The sequence below is a fragment of the Massilia sp. ZL223 genome, assembly GCF_018119395.1.
Classification (GTDB): Bacteria; Pseudomonadota; Gammaproteobacteria; order Burkholderiales; family Burkholderiaceae_D; genus Telluria.
In genome coordinates, this window is the sequence record NZ_JAGPWD010000030.1 from 31,928 (window position 1) to 49,622 (window position 17,695).

The 17,695-nt window shown below is 66.5% G+C and carries 14 protein-coding genes; 7 read left to right on the forward strand and 7 right to left on the reverse strand.

What is annotated here, in order from left to right; translation table 11 throughout:
• Window positions 1–37: 37 nt before the first annotated feature.
• A complete protein-coding gene (locus tag KBW95_RS17695; protein ID WP_211528907.1) occupies window positions 38–415 on the reverse strand; it encodes a DoxX family protein in 378 nt (125 codons plus the stop codon).
• A 94-nt stretch (window positions 416–509) separates the two neighbouring features.
• On the opposite strand from KBW95_RS17695, the gene KBW95_RS17700 reads away from it, so the two are divergent.
• The 3 genes from KBW95_RS17700 (at window position 510) to KBW95_RS17710 (ending at window position 2,371) form a co-directional block, all read left to right on the forward strand.
• A complete protein-coding gene (locus tag KBW95_RS17700) occupies window positions 510–1,385 on the forward strand; it encodes a LysR family transcriptional regulator (RefSeq protein WP_229429845.1) in 876 nt (291 codons plus the stop codon).
• Between the two features lie 103 nt (window positions 1,386–1,488).
• Window positions 1,489–1,830 carry a hypothetical protein gene (locus KBW95_RS17705; protein ID WP_229429846.1) on the forward strand — a complete coding sequence of 114 codons (342 nt, stop codon included), beginning with the start codon at window positions 1,489–1,491 and terminating at the stop codon, window positions 1,828–1,830.
• A gap of 73 nt (window positions 1,831–1,903) precedes the next feature.
• A complete protein-coding gene (locus tag KBW95_RS17710; protein WP_211528909.1) occupies window positions 1,904–2,371 on the forward strand; it encodes a hypothetical protein in 468 nt (155 codons plus the stop codon).
• Between the two features lie 132 nt (window positions 2,372–2,503).
• Here KBW95_RS17710 and KBW95_RS17715 read toward each other — a convergent pair whose 3' ends face one another.
• Together KBW95_RS17715 and KBW95_RS17720 are read right to left on the reverse strand one after the other, a co-directional pair.
• Window positions 2,504–4,348 carry a glucokinase gene (locus KBW95_RS17715; RefSeq protein WP_211525500.1) on the reverse strand — a complete coding sequence of 615 codons (1,845 nt, stop codon included), beginning with the start codon at window positions 4,346–4,348 and terminating at the stop codon, window positions 2,504–2,506.
• A complete protein-coding gene (locus KBW95_RS17720) occupies window positions 4,348–5,973 on the reverse strand; it encodes an alpha-glucosidase (RefSeq protein WP_211525499.1) in 1,626 nt (541 codons plus the stop codon). The genes KBW95_RS17715 and KBW95_RS17720 overlap by 1 nt, the downstream gene beginning before the upstream one ends.
• A 261-nt stretch (window positions 5,974–6,234) precedes the next feature.
• On the opposite strand from KBW95_RS17720, the gene KBW95_RS17725 reads away from it, so the two are divergent.
• From KBW95_RS17725 to KBW95_RS17735, 3 genes are all read left to right on the forward strand, one after another.
• Complete coding sequence (locus KBW95_RS17725; protein ID WP_373888819.1) at window positions 6,235–7,836, forward strand: oligopeptide:H+ symporter; 1,602 nt, start codon at window positions 6,235–6,237, stop codon at window positions 7,834–7,836.
• Window positions 7,837–7,953: 117 nt separating this feature from the next.
• Entirely contained in the window at window positions 7,954–10,677 is a 2,724-nt protein-coding gene (locus KBW95_RS17730) for an alpha-1,6-glucosidase domain-containing protein (RefSeq protein ID WP_211528910.1), read from the forward strand.
• 75 nt (window positions 10,678–10,752) lie between these two features.
• Window positions 10,753–11,154: a response regulator gene (locus tag KBW95_RS17735; protein WP_211528911.1), complete on the forward strand. Its 402-nt coding sequence runs from the start codon at window positions 10,753–10,755 to the stop codon at window positions 11,152–11,154.
• Here the strand turns inward: KBW95_RS17735 and KBW95_RS17740 are convergent, their stop codons facing one another.
• Window positions 11,155–11,466: a hypothetical protein gene (locus KBW95_RS17740; protein WP_211525496.1), complete on the reverse strand. Its 312-nt coding sequence runs from the start codon at window positions 11,464–11,466 to the stop codon at window positions 11,155–11,157.
• Window positions 11,467–11,639: 173 nt separating this feature from the next.
• Between KBW95_RS17740 and KBW95_RS17745 the strand changes: the two genes are divergently transcribed.
• Window positions 11,640–12,605: an amidohydrolase family protein gene (locus tag KBW95_RS17745; protein WP_229429847.1), complete on the forward strand. Its 966-nt coding sequence runs from the start codon at window positions 11,640–11,642 to the stop codon at window positions 12,603–12,605.
• Between the two features lie 58 nt (window positions 12,606–12,663).
• On the opposite strand, the gene KBW95_RS17750 is transcribed toward KBW95_RS17745, so the two are convergent.
• The 3 genes from KBW95_RS17750 to KBW95_RS17760 form a co-directional block, all read right to left on the reverse strand.
• On the reverse strand, window positions 12,664–13,812 hold the full coding sequence (locus KBW95_RS17750; RefSeq protein ID WP_211528912.1) for a glycerophosphodiester phosphodiesterase: 1,149 nt from the start codon (window positions 13,810–13,812) through the stop codon (window positions 12,664–12,666).
• 70 nt (window positions 13,813–13,882) lie between these two features.
• Window positions 13,883–15,739 carry a glucokinase gene (locus KBW95_RS17755; RefSeq protein ID WP_211528913.1) on the reverse strand — a complete coding sequence of 619 codons (1,857 nt, stop codon included), beginning with the start codon at window positions 15,737–15,739 and terminating at the stop codon, window positions 13,883–13,885.
• A 250-nt stretch (window positions 15,740–15,989) separates the two neighbouring features.
• Entirely contained in the window at window positions 15,990–17,681 is a 1,692-nt protein-coding gene (locus tag KBW95_RS17760; protein ID WP_211528914.1) for an alpha-amylase family glycosyl hydrolase, read from the reverse strand.
• Window positions 17,682–17,695 lie beyond the last annotated feature (14 nt).

The following is a 17,695-nucleotide window of genomic DNA, read 5'->3' on the forward strand; positions in this document are numbered from 1 at the left end:
GGGCAACCGCGCCGACCCCACGGAAAGCCCGCAAGGTTCACGCCTTGCGGGCTTTTTGCATTGTGCGGACCAGGTGCTCGCCGTCGCCGGCCAGGAGATGGATGATCGAGACGGCCGCCAGGAACAGCGCGTAGCCATTGCCGGCGGGGCCGGGGAGCGCGCCCGCCAGCAGGGCCAGCATGGCGAAGGATGCCGCGCGTCCGTGGAAGCCGAACAGCAGCAGCAGACCGCCGGCCATCTCCAGCAGCCCCGCCGGCCAGCTCAAGGGCGTGGGCATTCCCTGCTCCGCCAGGAAGCCGGCGATGCCGGGAACGTGGACGGCCGCCAGGGTCAGGCAGGCGTGGGACAGCCACACGGCGCCGAGGAAGAGACGCAGCAGCAGTGCGGCGGTCGACAAGGTACGAGGGTCGGTCATGATGGCTCCTTGGGTTCGGTGGTTGGGATGGGATGAGCATAGCTATGCATGAATGCAAGTAAAATAGGCATCCATGAAATCGCCATATGCAAAGATGCAATCGAAGCTTGGCTTGCCCGACCTGGAAATCATCCTGGCTCTGCAGCGCGGCCGCACCCTGGCCGGGGCGGCCGAGCGCCTGAAGGTCGATACGTCGACGGTGTTCCGCTCGATCAAGCGCATCGAGAAGGACATCGGCGAGCTGCTATTCGAGCGCGGCCGCCAGGGCTATCTCGCGACGGAACTCGGGCGCACCCTGGCCAGCCACGCGGAGCGGATCGAAGCCCAGCTCGAGGAAGCGCGCGAAGCGGCGTTCGACCAGGCCGCCGAGCCCTCCGGCGCGCTGCGCCTCACCATGACCGACACCCTGCTGCACAGCGTCCTGCTGCCGGTGCTGCCGCGCTTCAGCGCCGCTTATCCGCGTATCAAGCTGGAGCTGGTCACCACCAACGTGCTCGCCAACCTGAGCCAGCGCGACGCGGACATCGCCATCCGCGTGACTTCCGCGCCGCCCGAGCACCTGGTCGGTATCCGGCTCGGCACCATGCGTTCGGCGGTCTACGCCGGCAAGGATTACCTGGCCGCCCAGCCCGAAGGCCGCCATTACAGCGAGATGGACTGGATCGCGCTCGACGACAGCCTGCCCGACCATCCGTCCCAGTACTGGCGCCGCCAGCGCTATCCCAAGCTGGCGCCGCGGCACCGGCTCAGCAACCTGCTGGCGGTCGGCGGCGCGGTCGTCAACGGGATGGGCGTGGGCATCGTGCCGCTCGCGGTGCTGCGCGAGCATCCGCAGGCCGTCATTGTCGACGGGCCGCTGCCCGAACTGGACATCGGCTTGTGGGCGCTGGCCCATCCGGATACCCGCTACCTTGGGCGCATGAAGGCGATGTTCGATTTCCTGCGCAGCGAGATCGCGCTGCCGGCCTGACCTGGTCGACACATTTGCTTACATCTGTTTCGTCGCAGTGACGGCAAGGTTCGCCTTCAAGGGCTACATTGGCGAAAAGACATCCATCAAACCGGGACGATTTATGAAACCTCTCTCGATGTTCGTGCTGCCCGCCCTGCTGCTCGCCGTCCACGCCCCGGCCAGCGCCGATTCGTGGAAGCACGAGCGCGGCCACGGCCACTACCAGCGCGAATACAAGGAAACCTATTGGGACGGCCACTGCAAGGTCGAGCGCAAGTTCAAGCGCAATGGCGACTACAAGGAAAAGCGCAAGTGCCGCGCGCCGCGTCATGCCTATCACGACCGCTACCGCTACGAGGAACCGGTGGTCTATTACGTGGAGCCGCGACCGGTGTACGTGCGGCCGCGTCCGGTCTACGTCGAGCCCGGTGTCTCGGTCCACGGCAGCTTTTACTTCCGCTAGACCAAGCCAGCTCATCTGTTGCCGCGCGGACAGTCATCGTTTAGTATGACCGCCTCACCTTACGAGGCTTCTCATGTCCAATCGCGCCGCTCTTCCCTCTTCCCTGCGCCTGCTGGCCGTATCGCTGGCGCTCGCCTGTGCCTTTGCCGGCTGCAAGCGCGCCGAGCGCGAGGCGCCGCCGCAACCGGCCGCCGAGAAACCGGCTGCGCCGGCAGTGCGCACGAAAGAGCAGGCCATGAACTCGCTGCTCGAACTGCCGGAACTGAAGGCCTGGTCGGCGCAGATCGAAAAGCGCTCGGGCGGCAAGGCGCATGGCGCGGTGATCGAGGACGATCCTATTCCGCGTGAGATCAACGGCAAGAAGTACTACCAGCTGACTTTTGTCGAGAACCGCGCCGAGGACGTGCGCCGGCGCGAGAGCTTCCTGGTGTCGCAGACGGGGGATGAGATTTTGGTCGAGGATGCGGAGACGGATACGCTCCTGAGCGTGCAGGAGTGGCGGCGCAAGATCAAGCGCGTGGAGCTCAAGAGCGCGGATTGAACCTTTCCAGTTAGCCGAAAAACCGTCTCCCCGGCGAAGGCCGGGGTCCAAGTTTAGCGTCTCGATAGCGCATGCAGAACTTGGGTTCCGGCCTTCGCCGGAACGACGGTTTATGGGCTAACTGTCGTGTTGTCAGCTATCGAGGTGCGAGATCAAGAGCCGATGCGGCTCCTCGCCCTGCCCATGCTGGCCATCCACTGAAATCCCCACCGCCATGATGTCGATGAGCAGCAGTTGCAGGATGCGCGAAATCATCGACAGGAAGCTGGTGCTGTCCTCCGCATGATCCACCGCCAGGCAGACCGTGGCCTTGCGCGCCAGCGGCGACTGGCTGTTGCTGATCGCGATCACGTCCGCGCCCACCGCACGCGCCGCATCCGCCGCGTCCAGCAGTTCCTGCAGATTCCCCGAATTCGACACCGCGATCACCACATCCCCGGGCCCCAGCAGCTCGGCGGCCAGCTTGAACAGATGCGCATCGCCATACAGCGCCGTAGGAATCCGGAAGCGGAAGAACTTGTGCTGGCCATCCAGCGCCACCGCGCGCGCATTGCCCATCGCGTAGAACTCGACCCGTCTTGCCTTGCTCACCAGCTCGATGGCGCGGTCCAGCGAGCGCACGTCCAGCTGGTCGCGGAAACGCAGGATCGCCGACACCGTGTTGTCGATCACCTTGGCCGATAAATCGTGCGTACTGTCGCTGGTGCGCACCTGGCTGTGCCGCACCGGAATCGAGCCGGTCAGGCTGGACGCGAACTTGAGCTTGAACTCGGCCAGCCCCTGGAAGCCCAGCGAGCGGCAGAAGCGGATCACGGTCGGCTGGCTGACATCCGCCAGACGGGCGATCTCGGCGATCGGTTCGTTGAGCACCAGGCGCGGCTGCTCGATGACCAGGGTGGCCACTCGCTGTTCGGCCGGCGAGAGTTCGTGGCGCAGCTGCTGGACGCGGTCCATCAGCGTGTTGGCGCCGCTCCTGCCGCGCAGGTGCTCGGCCAGGATGGTCGCGACGCCATGGAAGGCCGGGTTCGGCGTCGTGATGACGTAGGTCGGGATGTCCTGCAAATAGGTCGAGAAGCGCCCCTTGGCCTCGAAGCGCGCACGGAACGGCGAACGGGCGAACCACTCGCCCATGCGCGGCACGATGCCGCCGCCGATGAAGATGCCGCCGAAGGCGCCCAGGGTCACCGCCAGGTTGGCGGCCGCGCCGCCCAGCATGCCGCAGAAGCATTCCAGCACTTCCAGGCACAGCGGATCGTCCGCCTCCAGCGCGCCGGCCACGATGGCGGCCGCCGTGCGCGGCGGCGCCTGCACGCCATTGCGTTGCGCGAGCGCGCGGTAGATGATTTCCATCCCCGGCCCGGAGATCAGGCGCTCGTTCGAGACGTGCTGCCACTCGCGCCAGGCGTACTGCAGGATCGCGAATTCGCGCTCGTCGGCCGGCGCGAAGTTCACGTGACCGCCCTCCGAACCGAGGGTGACGAAGCCGTCCGCCGTCGGAATCACACCCGACACGCCGAGGCCCGTGCCCGGCCCCAGCACGCCGATCACGGCGTTCGAAGCCGGCTTGCCCTGCCCCACCTGCATCAGGTCTTCCTGGGCGAAGCCCGGGATCGCCATGGCGAGCGCAGTGAAGTCGTTGACGATCAGGAGGGTCGACAGGCCCAGCTCGCGCCGCACCGCGTCGGTGGAGAACTCCCAGGCGCGGTTGGTCATGCGCACGTAGTCGCCGCTGATCGGGTTGGCCACCGCGAAGGCGGCGTGGTGCAGGGTGACGTCCGCGTGGTCCTGCAGGTAGTGGCGCAGCAGCGGGACGATGCCCGGGAAGTCGTCGCAGCGCAGCACGCTCACCGAGCGGAACTGGCCCGGTGCGGTCTGCAGCGCGAAGCGCGCGTGGGTCGCCCCGATATCTGCCAGCAAGCGCGGACCGTCGGCAAACGCCGCACGGGCAAATTTATCCTGCTCTTGCTGGCTGCCCATCAGCGGCTCGCTACGCTGCCGAACCAGGCGCCGTAAGGCGGCAAGGTTACCTTGCCCCCTTTCGCATCACCCTGCAGGCCGTGCGTATCCAGCACCGAAGCACCGGCAGTCTCCGGCCAGTCGAAGCTGACTTCGCGGTCCGACAGATTGAAGGCGGCCAGCACGCTGTCCATGCCCTCGGCGTGACGGCGCAGGGCCAGCACCGGTTCCGGCGCGTCGAAGAAGTCGATCTCGCCGCGGGTCAGCTGCGGCATGCTGCGGCGCCAGGCGATGAAGCGGCGCTGGAAGTTCAGCATCGACTGCGGATCCTTGTCCTGCTGCTCGACGTTGGCGGCCAGATGAGGCTCGGCCACCGGCAGCCATGGCTTGCCGGTCGTGAAGCCGCCGTTCGGCGCCTCGCCGGTCCAGGGCATCGGGGTGCGGCAGCCGTCGCGGCCCTTGAACTCGGGCCAGAAGGTGATGCCATAAGGATCCTGCAGCAGTTCGTAAGGCACGTCCGCTTCCACCAGCGCCAGTTCGTCGCCCTGGTACAGGCAAGGCGTGCCCTTGAGCGAGAGCTGCATCGCCAGCACCAGCTTGCCCAGCGCAGGCGTCGGGTTGGAACCGCCCCAGCGGGTCATGACGCGGATGGCGTCGTGGTTGCCGACCGACCAGGAGGCCCAGCCGTCCTTGACGCGCTCGTTGAATTCCTCGACCTGCTTGCGGATATGCGCCGCCGTGAACACCGGCGTGAGCAGGTTGAAGCTGTAGGCCATGTGCAGCTTGTCGCCGCCTTCGGTGTACTCGGCCATCTGTTCCAGCGCGTCGTCCGAGCTGACTTCGCCGATCGAGACCGCGCCGAATTCGTTCAGCTGGGCGCGCACCCTCTGCAGGAAGGCGATGTTCTCGGGCTGGGTCTTGTCGTAGATGTGCGCCTGCATGCCGTAGGGGTTCACGTCCGTGACGGTCGAAGTGTCGCGCACCAGGGCCGGCGGATTGCTGCGCAGCTGGCGGTCGTGGAAGTGGAATACGCAGGCGTCCATGCGCACGCCGTCGACGCCGCGCTCGAGCCAGAAACGCTGGGCGTCCAGGTGGGCTTGCTGCACTTCCGGGTTGTGGAAGTTCAGTTGCGGCTGGCTCACCAGGAAGTTGTGCATGTAGTACTGCTTGCGGCGGGTGTCCCACTGCCATGCCGAGCCGCCGAAGACCGACAGCCAGTTATTGGGCGGGTTGCCATCCGGGAGCGGATCGGCCCAGACATACCAGTCCGACTTCGGGTTCTCGCGGCTGGAGCGGCTCTCGACGAACCAGGGATGGGTGTCGGCGGTGTGCGACATCACCTGGTCGATCATGATCTTCAGGCCCAGGCTGTGGGCCCTGGCGACCAGGCGGTCGAAGTCGGCCAGGGTGCCGAACAGCGGGTCGACGTCGCAGTAGTCGGCGATGTCGTAGCCGAAGTCCTTCATGGGCGACTTGAAGAAAGGAGACAGCCAGACGATGTCCACGCCCAGGCTGGCAATGTAGTCGAGTTTTTCGGTGATGCCGGCCAGGTCGCCCACGCCGTCGCCGTTGGTGTCGAGGTAGCTGCGCGGATAAACCTGGTAGATGATGGCTTCGCGCCACCAGTTCGGATTGGTCTGGGTCATGGCTGAGGTCCGGTTGGAATTTCTAGCGAATATACATGAGGTATGAAAACTTTACAATTCAATCCCTACGACCTTAAATTACACTTATTCGTTTAATTTCAACAACTTGCAAATATTATTTGCATCGGCGCAACACATGCCAAGTAACTAAACTACGTAACACCTACGCTACCTGAGGTGTCGGCAAGATATTTTTATTGCAAAGTAGCTCAGCCTCGGCATAGGATCGCGTTTGTTTCGCAAAAACGGGAAAACGAAGCCATGACTTCACCAGCCACCGCCACTACCACCGTCTCCACGGACAGCGCCGGGCGCATGCCGCGGCAGATCCCCTATATCATCGCCAACGAGGGCTGCGAACGCTTCAGCTTCTACGGGATGCGCAACATCCTGACGCCCTTCCTGATCTCGACCCTGCTGCTGTTCGTGGCCGAGTCCGAGCGCGCCGGCGAGGCCAAGCACGTCTTCCACACCTTCATGATGGGCGTGTACTTCTTCCCGCTGCTGGGCGGCTGGCTGGCCGACCGCTACTACGGCAAGTACAACACCATCTTCTGGTTCAGCCTGATCTACTGCGCCGGCCACGCCTGCCTGGCCCTGTTCGAGGACAGCGTCAACGGTTTCTACTTCGGCCTGTTCCTGATCGCCTTCGGCTCGGGCGGCATCAAGCCGCTGGTGGCCTCGTTCGTGGGCGACCAGTTCGACAAGACCAACAAGGACAAGGCCAAGGTGGTGTTCGACGCCTTCTACTGGATCATCAACTTCGGCTCCTTCTTCGCTTCGCTGCTGATGCCGATCTTCCTGCGCGACTACGGTCCCTCGGTGGCCTTCGGCATCCCGGGCATCCTGATGTTCATCGCCACCATGGTCCTGTGGAGCGGCAAGCGCAAGTACGTGCACGTGCCGCCGGCGCCGAGCAATCCGCATTCCTTCCTGCGCGTGGTGCGCACCGCCCTGCTGGCCCAGGCGCCCGGCCAGGGCCGCCCCGGTTTGATCGTGGCCGCCGTCGGCGCCATCGCCGCCGTGGTCTCGCTCGCCATGACGCCCAAGTGGGGCTTCGTGATCGCCGCCTGCACCGCGCTGGTGCTGCTGCTGGCGTTCGTGGGCATCGGCGCCTCGATGCAGCTGGAGCGCGCCCGCGCCCAGCATCCCGCCGAAGCGGTGGACGGCGTGCGCGCCGTGCTGCGCATCCTGATCGTGTTCGGCCTGGTCACCCCGTTCTGGTCGCTGTTCGACCAGAAGGCCTCGACCTGGATCGTGCAGGCCAACGCCATGAGCAACGAAGTCAGCCTGTTCGGCTCGACCTTCACCATCATCCCGGCCCAGATGCAGGCCCTGAATCCGCTGCTGGTGATGATCCTCATCCCCTTCAACAACTTCGCCCTGTTCCCGCTGCTGCGCGCCATCGGCCTGGAGCCGACCCCGCTGCGCCGCATGACGACCGGCATCGCCCTGTCGGCGGCGGCCTGGGTCGTGGTCGGCAACCTGCAGGTGCAGCTCGATGCGGGCGACCCGGTCTCGATCGCCTGGCAGATCCTGCCCTACGCCCTGCTGACCCTGGGCGAGGTGCTGGTCTCGGCCACCGGCCTGGAATTCGCGTACAGCCAGGCTCCGGCCTCGATGAAGGGCGTGATCATGGCGCTGTGGTACCTGGCCGTCACCGTCGGCAACCTGTGGGTGCTGATCGTGAACGCGGGCGTCAAGAACGAGGCCGTGATCGCCCACATCGAGACTTCGGGCGTGGGCGTGATGGCCTTCCAGATGTACTTCTTCGCGGGCTTCGCGCTGCTGGCAGCGATCGTCTTCGGCTGGTACGCGACGCGCTACAAGATGGTCGACAACTATCGCCCGACCGGCGCGTAATCCGTAGGGTGGACGGCTTTGCCGTCCACGCGTCCAACCAGCTCCAATTTCATTTCCTGTGACGGCAGTACCCGGGCCGCTTGAACGCGTGGACGGGGAACCCGTCCACCCTACACGATGAGCCAACAACTTCGCTACACTCTCCTGGGCGCGCTCGCCCTGGCTTCGCCAGCCTACGCCGCCGTCCCGCTCGACGCCTGCGACAATCCCGGCTTCCAGCAAGTCCTGCACGCCTCCGGCGCCACCCTGGAAGCCCGCGCCGTCTGGCTCGACCGCCACATGATCCGCTGGCCCGGCAGCCCGCTCAACGGCAGCTACCGCCTCTACCACTCGCCCACCGCCGGCATCCTTGCGAAGCCGGGCGCCAAGGTCGAGGGTGCGGCCGGTTTCGTGGCGCTCGAGGTGGCGGCCATCCCCGCATCCAGGGCCGCCGCCGAGCGCTTCAAATACGTGACCAGCGGCCCCGTGCTGACCGTGCGCGACGCCGACCTGTCCAGGCTGCCCGCCCTGCACCGCGAACAGCTGGTGCTGGTGCACGAAGCGCCGGACGGCACGGTGCGCGCCGCTACCCGCCTGCAGGTGGCGGGCGCCCTCGACGACCTGTACGCCGCCGCCGGGAAGATCGGCGACCTCGGCGCCACGCCCACGGCGAAGGCCACCTCCTTCAAGCTGTGGGCCCCGACCGCGCAACAGGTCGCCGTCTGCACCTACGACAGCGCCACCGGCCGCGCCAGCGCCGTGCAGGACATGAAGCTGGACCCGCGCACCGGCGCCTGGAGCGCCCGGGTCGCGCGCGACCTGTCGGGCAGCTACTACAAATACGCGGTCGACGTCGTGGTCGACGGCATGGGCGTGGTGCGCAACCTCGTCACCGATCCTTATTCCGTCAGCCTCACCACCGACTCCAAGCGCAGCTACATCGCCGACCTGAATTCGCCCAAGCTCAAGCCGAAAGGCTGGGACAAGACGCGCGCCCCGAACACGGTCAAGGCCCAGACCGACATGGTCATCTACGAGCTGCACGTGCGCGACTTCTCGATCAACGACCCGAGCGTGCCGGAAGCGAAGCGCGGCAAGTACACGGCCTTCGGCGAGACCGGTTCGAACGGCATGAAGCACCTGGCGGCGCTGGCCAAGGCCGGACTGACCGACATCCACCTGCTGCCGGTCTACGACCTGGGCAGCGTGCCGGAGCAGAACTGCGCGGTGCCGCAGCCGTCCGGTGCGCCGGACGGCGAAAGCCAGCAGGCCCTGGTGCGCAAGACCGCCGATACTGACTGTTTCAACTGGGGCTACGATCCCTACCACTACAACGCCCCGGAAGGCAGCTATTCCAGCGACCCGGCAGACGGCGCGCGCCGCGTGCTCGAGTTCCGCCAGATGGTGATGGACCTGCACAAGGCCGGCCTGCGCGTCGGCACCGACGTTGTCTACAACCACACCTTCATCGCGGGCCAGAACGAGAAGTCGGTGCTGGACCGCATCGTGCCCGGCTACTACCACCGCCTCAACGCGCTCGGCGCGATCGAGCGCTCGACCTGCTGCGACAACACGGCCACCGAGAACACGATGATGGCCAAGCTCATGATCGACTCGGCCGAGCTCTGGACTCGCCACTACAAGATCGACTCCTTCCGCTTCGACCTGATGGGCCACCAGCCGCGTGCGGCGATGGAGCGCCTGCAGCAGCGCGTGAACAAGGCCGCGGGCCGCCAGGTGCAGCTGATCGGCGAAGGCTGGAACTTCGGCGAAGTGGCGGACGGCGCGCGCTTCGTGCAGGCCTCGCAGCTGTCGCTGAACGGCTCCGGCATCGGCACCTTCAGCGACCGCGCGCGCGACGCCGTGCGCGGCGGTTCGGCCGGCGACTCGGGCGAAGCGATGGTCAGCCGCCAGGGCTACATCAACGGCCTGGTCTACGATCCGAACGCCCAGGGCGGCATGCACCAGAAGGCCGACCTGCTGCGCGCCGCGGACCTGATCCGCGTCGGCCTGGCCGGTTCGGTACGTCCCTACCCGCTGCGCAGCTTCGACGACCGCGTGCGTCCGCTGCAGGAGATCGCCTACGGCAACCAGCCGGCCGGCTACGCCAGCCAGCCGGGCGAAGTGGTGAACTACGTCGAGAACCACGACAACCAGACCCTGTTCGACGCCAACGTGCTCAAGCTCCCGCTGGACACGCCGGCCGCCGAGCGCGCGCGCGTGCAGGTGCTGGGCATGGCGATCAATGCCTTCAGCCAGGGCGTGGCCTACTATCACGCGGGCATCGACACCCTGCGCTCCAAGTCCCTGGACCGCAACAGCTTCAATTCGGGCGACTGGTTCAACCGCATCGACTGGAGCTACCAGGACAACTACTTCGGCACCGGCCTGCCGCCGCAGGACGACAACGGCAAGGACTGGGCGCTGCTCAAGCCCTACCTGGCGAATACCGCGATCAAGCCGGCGCCCGCCGACATCGCCTTCGCGCGCGACGCCTTCCGCGACCTGCTGCGCATCCGCGCCAGCTCGACCCTGTTCCGCCTGCGTACCAGCCAGGACATCGTCCAGCGCCTGCGCTTCTTCAACACCGGCCCGCAGCAGGAAGCGACCGTGCTGGCGGCCTGGCTGGACGGCAAGGGCTACCCGGGCGCGCGCTTCGCGGGCTTGAGCTACCTGGTGAACGTGGACAAGGTGGAGCATGTCGTGACGGACGAAACCCTGCGCGGCAAGCGCCTGGTGCTGCATCCGGTCCACCTGGCCCAGGGAGCGGCCGACCAGCGTGCGAAACAGGCGCGCTTCGACAGCGCCAGCGGCAGCTTCACGGTGCCGCCGCGTACGGCGGTGGTGTTCGTGGCCGAATAAGCGCAAAGCAGCCGGCGCGCCGAACGATCCGCAATCGTGCGCGCCGCTTCTGTTGTGCGGAATACAATCGTTCGGATGTGCGATACGATTCTATTAATCGAGGATAGCCAGCTCGATGCCGACCTCACCATCCTGGCTCTCGGTCAATGCGGGATCACGAATCCCGTCGTGCACATCCCGGATGCGGAGCAAGCGATCGAAATGCTGGGCGCGTCCTCGAGCGCGCCGACATCCCGCGATTTCGGCCTGATCCTGCTCGACGTGCGCATGCCGAAGATCGACGGCTTCGAAGTGCTGAAGTTCATCCGCTCGGTCCCGCACCTGCAGGACGTCCCGGCCGTGGTGATGACCGAGGTGCCGGTCGAGGCCGACCGCATGCGCGCCTCCCTGCTGGGGGCGGCCAGCTACATGGCCAAGGCGATGGGGGTCAGCGAATATTCCCAGCTGCTGCGCATCACCCTCACCCCTTTCGTCTGATTACTGCTGGCTCGTCAGCCGCGCGATCTCGACCGAGCCTTTCTCGTCGAAGATCGGGCATTCCTCCGCCAGCCGCACGGCGTCGTTGAAATCCGCCGCCATGATCACCGAATAGCCCGAGAGCGAAGCGCTGTTGAGCTTCGGGCCGCGCAGGCGGCTCGGCACCTCGACGCTGCTGTGCGCCAGGCCGCCGCGCTCGACCAGGGCGGAACCGAGCGCGCTGAACCACGCGTCCCAGCGTGCGGGGTCGTGTTGCGGGCCTTCCGCCTCGTCGACGGTCGATCCTCGGTAAACGATCAGGTATCGTTCCATGCCGCCTCCTTCGCTATCGATGTCTGGATGCCAAAACCATAACAGAAGCCCCCGGCCGGTGACGCACCGCTGCGACGCCGCGCTGCCGGCAGGCACCGTATGTATCCATTTGTAATGGACAGTCCGGCAATCCGGCGCTAGGCTGGATCATCCAATCTTGCCCAGGACCCGCCATGCCTTCGCTGTTCCGCCGCCTTGCAGCCGGCCTTGCCTTCGCCCTTCCGCTGGCCGTCGCCGCCCAGCCGTCCGCCGACCATCACCAGCACCTGTTCAGCCCGCCCATCATCGACCTGATCAAGCCCGGCCCGACCGGACCGCAGCTGCTGTCGGCCGACGACCTGGTCGGCCACCTGGACAAGGCCGGCATCCGCCGCGCGGCGGTCATGTCGGTGGCCTACATGTTCGGGCGGCCCTCGCGCGTGATCGAGGACGAGTACGGCAAGGTCAAGGCGGAGAACGACTGGACCGCCGCCCAGGTGGCCAGGTACCCGGACCGCCTGCGCGCCTTCTGCGGTTTCAATCCGCTCAAGGACTACGCGCTGGCCGAGCTGGAACGCTGCGCCGCGCACAAGCACCTGCGGCACGGGATCAAGATGCACTTCGGGAATTCTGATGTGCAGCTCGACAAGCCGGAACACATCGCCAGGCTGAAAGAGGTCTTCCGCGCGGCCAACCGCCACCGCATGGCGATCGCCATCCACCTGCGCGCCTCGATCTCGCTCAAGCGCTCGTATGGCGAGGCCCAGGCCCGCGCCTTCCTCGAACAGCTGATGCCGCTGGCGACCGACATCACTGTGCAGGTGGCGCACTTCGCCGGCGCCGGTCCGGGCTACGAAGACCCGCCGGCGAACGAGGTGATGCGCGTGTTCGCCGAGGCGGCGGCGCGGCGCGATCCGAATACGCGCCAGCTCTACTTCGACGTGGCGTCGATCGCCACGCCCGATATCACGCCGGAGCACGCGCGCGAGATGGTGCAGCGGATCCGGATGGTGGGGGTCGACAAGGTGCTGTATGGGTCGGATGCGGTCACGCCGACCAACATGCATCCGCGCGAAGCGTGGGCTGCGTTCAAGGCGCTGCCGTTGACGAAGGAAGAGATCGAGCGCGTGGCGACCAATGTCGCTCCGTATCTGCGCTGAGGTTGAACTTGGGTTCCGGCCTTGGCCGGAATCCAAGTTTCAGTGCAAACCACTTACTTTATTTTTTGACGAACGCGTTCACCGCCGCCCTTCCCACCGCCGGATCATCGGTAAAGAACCCATCGATCCCCGCATTCAGATACGCCAGGATCTCGGCAACCGCATTACCCCGCTGGCTCGGCGACGTTACCGGCGCCGCCCGCAGGCTCAGCGGCAGGAAGGGATTCTCCGGCCTCAGCGTCCAGGTGTGCACCTTCAGCCCCGCCGCATGCGCGTCGGCGACAAACGACGTCGGCGTCCCCAGCTCGTTCGCCGCCGTGCGCGGTATGATGATCTCCTTGTAGGGCGACACCACGTCCGCGTAGGCCGCGATCTCCTTCAGCCCGGCCGGCGTGATCAGGTCGGCATAGGTACGCCCGGTCTTCGCCGCGACGAAATCGTAAGGCGCATTCGCCGGACTATCGATCAGCTGCACCAGCCGCATGTCCGTCATCGTCCGCAGTTCCTTGAGGTTGGCCGTCTCGAAGGACTGGATGAACACCGCCGCCTGCTTGCCGCGATAGCCGTTGGCCAGCAAGGTGTCGACCAGCCGCCGCTCCATCGGCAGGCCGATCGACTTGAAGTAGGTCGGGTGCTTGGTCTCGGGATAGATGCCGATCACCTTGCCGCGCACCTCGCCTTCGCGCCGCACCAGGTCGATCACTTCCTGCAGGGTCGGGATCTCGAACTGGTCGTTGTAGCTCACGTTGGCCGGACGGTTGGCCGGAATGCGCTCGCGGGCACGCAGGGTCTTCAGTTCCGCCAGGGTGAAGTCTTCGGTGAACCAGCCGGTCACCGCGACGCCGTCGATGGTCTTGGTGGTCTTGCGCGCAGCAAACTGGGACAGGGTCGCCACGTTGGTCGTGCCCGAGATCTCGTTCTCGTGGCGCGCCACCAGCACGCCGTCTTTAGTGGAAACGAGGTCCGGCTCGACCACGTCGGCGCCGTCCTCGATGGCCTTCTGGTAGGCCGCCAGCGTGTGCTCCGGACGCAGCGCGGAGGCGCCGCGGTGGCCGGTCACGGTCGGCATGGGCGGCCAGGCGGCGCCGGGATTCTGCAGGTCCGGACTGTCGCTGCCGCCGCAAGCGGCGAGGACCGCGGCGGTGGCCAGGAGAGGAATCAGGCGAGAAAAAGACGGCAAGAAGCGTTGCTGCACGTTGCACTCCATCGAGTTGATCGTGCAGCAAATGTAATGACGGGATGTGACGCGTCGATGACCGGCACGCTCCCGTGCGCGCTCAGATGTCGAGGTGCGAGATCAGCAGCCTGCGCTCTTCGATGTCGGCCTGGCTGCCCTCACCTTGCGCGCCCAGCGAGATCCCGACCGACATGATGTCGACCAGCAGCAGCTGCAGGATGCGCGAGATCATCGACAAGAAGGTCGTGCTGTCCTCGGTATGGTCGACCGCCAGGCAGACGTTGGCCTTCTTGGCCAGCGCCGACTTGCTGCTGGTGATGGCGATGACCTCGGCGCCCGCGGCGCGCGCGGTGTCGACCGCCTCCAGCAGCTCGGGCAGCTGGCCGGCGGTGGAGATCGCGATCGCCACGTCGCCCGGCCCGAGCAGGCCGGCGGCCAGGTTGAGCAGGTGCGAGTCGCCGTACAGCGCGGCCGGAATGCGGAAGCGGAAGAACTTGTGCTGGGCGTCCAGCGCCACCGCGCGCGAATTGCCCATCGCGTAGAACTCGACCCGACGCGCACGGCGCAGGATCTCGATGGCGCGGTCGATGGCGTGCACGTCGAGCTGGTCGCGGAACTTCAGGATCGCCGACACGGTGTTGTCGATCACCTTGGCCGACAGGTCGTGGGTGCTGTCGCTCATGCGCACCTGGCTGTGGCGCACCGGGATGGTGCCGGTCAGGCTGCCGGCGAACTTGAGCTTGAACTCGGCCAGGCCCTGGAAGCCCAGCGAGCGGCAGAAGCGGATCACGGTCGGCTGGCTGACGTCGGCCAGGCGCGCGATCTCGGCGATCGGTTCGGACAGGACCTTGCGCGGATGCTCGATGACGAGCGCCGCGACGCGCTGCTCGGCCGGCGAGAGTTCGTGGCGCAGCTGCTGCACGCGGTCCATCAGGGTGTTGGCGCCGCTGCGGCCGCGCAGGTGCTCGGACAGGATCGTCGACACGCCGTACAGGGCCGGGTTGGGCGTCATGATCACGTAGGTCGGGATCTGCGCCAGGTAGTCGGTGAAGCGGCCCTTGGCCTCGAAACGGGCGCGGAAGGGCGACGTGGCGAACCATTCGGCGATGCGCGGGACGATGCCGCCGCCGATGAAGATGCCGCCGAAGGCGCCCAGGGTCACCGCCAGGTTGGCGGCCGCGCCGCCCAGCATGCCGCAGAAGCATTCCAGCACTTCCAGGCACAGCGGGTCTTCCGCCTCAAGCGCGCCGGCCACGATGGCGGCCGCGTCGCGCGGCGGCGCATTGACGCCGTTGCGCTGGGCCAGGGCGCGGTAGATGATCTCCATGCCGGGGCCGGAGATCAGGCGTTCGTTCGAGACGTGCTGCCACTCGCGCCAGGCGTACTGCAGGATGGCGAACTCGCGCTCGTCGGCCGGGGCGAAGTTGACGTGGCCGCCCTCCGAGCCGAGCGTGACGAAGCCGTCCATGGTCGGGATCACGCCCGACACGCCCAGGCCAGTGCCGGGGCCGAGCAGGCCGGCCACCGCATGGCTCTGCGGCGCGCCGCCGCCGACCTGCAGCAGGTCCTTGGGCTGGAAGCCCGGCAGCGCCATCGCCAGCGCGGTGAAGTCGTTCACGATCAGCAGCGTCGACAGGCCGAGCGTGCGGCGCACCTCGTCGGTCGAGAACTGCCAGTCGCGGTTGGTCATGCGGATGGTGTCGCCGCTGATCGGGTTGGCCAGCGCGAACGCGGCGTGCAGGATGCGGGTGCCCTGGATCTGCGCCAGGTAGGCGTCCAGCAGCGGCACGATGCCGGAATACTCGTCGCAGCGCAGCACGGCGACCTTGCTCAGCACGCCGGGTGCGGTTTCCAGGCCAAAGCGCGCATGGGTCGCGCCGATGTCGGCCAGCAGGCGCGGGCCGTCGGCGAAGGCCGCGCGGGTGGGTTTCAGTTCGGGGGTGGGATCGACGGTCATCGCGGTAGGATACCATTGATCGTTGGACAGAAAAACCGGTGGGGTTGCTAGGTAGTGCCGTGGCTGTGCACGCAAACTTGGGTTCCGGCCTTCGCCGGAACGACGTGCAAGGGGTGCGGACTAAGGCAAACAATCTCAACCGGCGACTTAAGAACGTCGTTCCGGCGAAGGCCGGAACCCAAGTTTCTGCGCACACCACCTGCCCCGCACGCACCCGCCCCTACCCCACCAGGGGCGGTTTTACGACAGATCAGTCCTGCGCGATCAGCGCCACCGGGCTGCGGCTGTCGAACTGCACCTTGCCGTCCTTGACCACGGCGGTCTTGCCCGAGTACCAGTCGCGCACGGTTTGCCCGTCGTTGAACACGCCGCCCACCGGAATCGCCACCGCCTTGTCGGCCGGCAGCTCGAGCGCCACCACCACACGGTCGCTGTGGCCACCCTGGCTCCAGGTACGCTTGAAGGTATAAGGGCTGTGATGGATCATCTGGTGCACGCCCGCCCCCACCGCCGGGTGCGCCGCGCGGAAGCGGCCCAGGCGCGCCCAGTGCTCGTGCACCTCGCCCACCCGGGTGGTGCCGCGCTGGGCGTTGGCCGCCAGTTCGTCCCAGTTCATGAACGAGCGCAGCGTGGCGTCGCCCACCGCGCCCTCGATCTTGAGCAGGCGCGCGGTCTCGTCGCCGTAGTAGATCTGGGCCGCGCCCGGCGCCAGCAACAGCTTGTTGGCGGACTCGAAAGGACGCACGCGCATGGCGTCGAAGGGGCCGCCGTCGTCGTGCGAGCTGATGTAGTTCAGCACCGAATAGCCCTTCATGTCGCCGTGCAGGATGCTCGAGTAGCTGGAGAACAGCTTTTCGTAGCCCTGGGCCGCGTCCGACTTCATGGCGAAGTTGATCATGCTGTCGAAGCCGTTGGCCAGGTAGTCGACGAAGTCGCCGCCGCCCAGGTCGTACTTGTGGCCGTGGCCGATCGCGTAGCCGTAGACTTCGGACACCATCCAGAACGGCGTATCGCCGAGCTTTTTCGCAGGATTGGCCTTCTTCCAGTCTTCATAGGCCAGGCTGGCTTCCTTCTTCAGCTCCTTCCACACGCCGGCTTCGGTGTGCTTGACGGTGTCGGCGCGGAAGCCGTCGAAGCCGTACTTGCGCACCCAGTCGGCGTGCCACTTGACCAGGTAGAAGCGCGGCGCACGCGGATAGCCGGTGCGCTTGAAGAAGGCGTCGAGCTCCTTCACTTCGCGCTCGTAGCGCCCTTCCTTCTTCCACTTCGCCGCCAGCATCGGCGGCAGCTCGACGGCGGCGTTGCTGTGGGTGAGGAAGTCCGGCAGGTTGTCGACCAGGGTGCAGTCCTGGGTGGTGCGCGCATCCTTGAACGTGCACTTGGGGCCGGTGCGCACCCAGGACTTCGGCCAGGCCGGGTCCTGCGCCGTGACCGGGCCGGTGTGGTTCATCACCACGTCCAGGATCACGCGGATGCCGTTGGCGTGGGCGGTGTCGACCAGGGTGCGCATGTCGTCCTCGGTGCCGAGGGCAGCGTCGACCGCCGTGAAGTCCTTGGCCCAGTAGCCGTGGAAGCCGTAGCTCTTGCCCGTGCCTTCATCGGTGCCGGCGTGGATCTGCTCCACCGGCGGCGTGATCCAGATCGCGTCCACGCCCAGGTTCTTGAAGTAGCCCTCGCGGATCTTGGCCGTGACGCCGGCCAGGTCGCCGCCCATGAAACCGCGCAGCTTGGCCGCGTCCTGCTTGCGGCCGTAGGCGCCGTCGTTTGCCGGGTTGCCGTTGTTGAAGCGGTCCGTCAGCAGGAAGTAGACGGTCGCGTTCTCCCAGACGAAAGGCTTGGCCTGCGCATTGGCTGGCGCGGGCGCGGTCTGGGCAGCGGCCATGGGCGCGTGGGCGGCGCCGAAGGCCAGCAGCAGGGAGGCGGCAAGGACGGGAAGTTTCATGCGGGTTTCCTGTG

What these genes read in the sequence shown, in the direction of transcription:
- KBW95_RS17695 (WP_211528907.1), bottom strand. Translation starts at nt 415, where the DNA reads ATGACCGACCCTCGTACCTTGTCGACCGCCGCACTGCTGCTGCGTCTC.
- KBW95_RS17700 (WP_229429845.1), top strand. Translation starts at nt 510, where the DNA reads ATGCAATCGAAGCTTGGCTTGCCCGACCTGGAAATCATCCTGGCTCTG.
- KBW95_RS17705 (WP_229429846.1), top strand. Translation starts at nt 1,489, where the DNA reads ATGAAACCTCTCTCGATGTTCGTGCTGCCCGCCCTGCTGCTCGCCGTC.
- KBW95_RS17710 (WP_211528909.1), top strand. Translation starts at nt 1,904, where the DNA reads ATGTCCAATCGCGCCGCTCTTCCCTCTTCCCTGCGCCTGCTGGCCGTA.
- KBW95_RS17715 (WP_211525500.1), bottom strand. Translation starts at nt 4,348, where the DNA reads ATGGGCAGCCAGCAAGAGCAGGATAAATTTGCCCGTGCGGCGTTTGCC.
- KBW95_RS17720 (WP_211525499.1), bottom strand. Translation starts at nt 5,973, where the DNA reads ATGACCCAGACCAATCCGAACTGGTGGCGCGAAGCCATCATCTACCAG.
- KBW95_RS17725 (WP_373888819.1), top strand. Translation starts at nt 6,235, where the DNA reads ATGACTTCACCAGCCACCGCCACTACCACCGTCTCCACGGACAGCGCC.
- KBW95_RS17730 (WP_211528910.1), top strand. Translation starts at nt 7,954, where the DNA reads ATGAGCCAACAACTTCGCTACACTCTCCTGGGCGCGCTCGCCCTGGCT.
- KBW95_RS17735 (WP_211528911.1), top strand. Translation starts at nt 10,753, where the DNA reads ATGTGCGATACGATTCTATTAATCGAGGATAGCCAGCTCGATGCCGAC.
- KBW95_RS17740 (WP_211525496.1), bottom strand. Translation starts at nt 11,466, where the DNA reads ATGGAACGATACCTGATCGTTTACCGAGGATCGACCGTCGACGAGGCG.
- KBW95_RS17745 (WP_229429847.1), top strand. Translation starts at nt 11,640, where the DNA reads ATGCCTTCGCTGTTCCGCCGCCTTGCAGCCGGCCTTGCCTTCGCCCTT.
- KBW95_RS17750 (WP_211528912.1), bottom strand. Translation starts at nt 13,812, where the DNA reads ATGGAGTGCAACGTGCAGCAACGCTTCTTGCCGTCTTTTTCTCGCCTG.
- KBW95_RS17755 (WP_211528913.1), bottom strand. Translation starts at nt 15,739, where the DNA reads ATGACCGTCGATCCCACCCCCGAACTGAAACCCACCCGCGCGGCCTTC.
- KBW95_RS17760 (WP_211528914.1), bottom strand. Translation starts at nt 17,681, where the DNA reads ATGAAACTTCCCGTCCTTGCCGCCTCCCTGCTGCTGGCCTTCGGCGCC.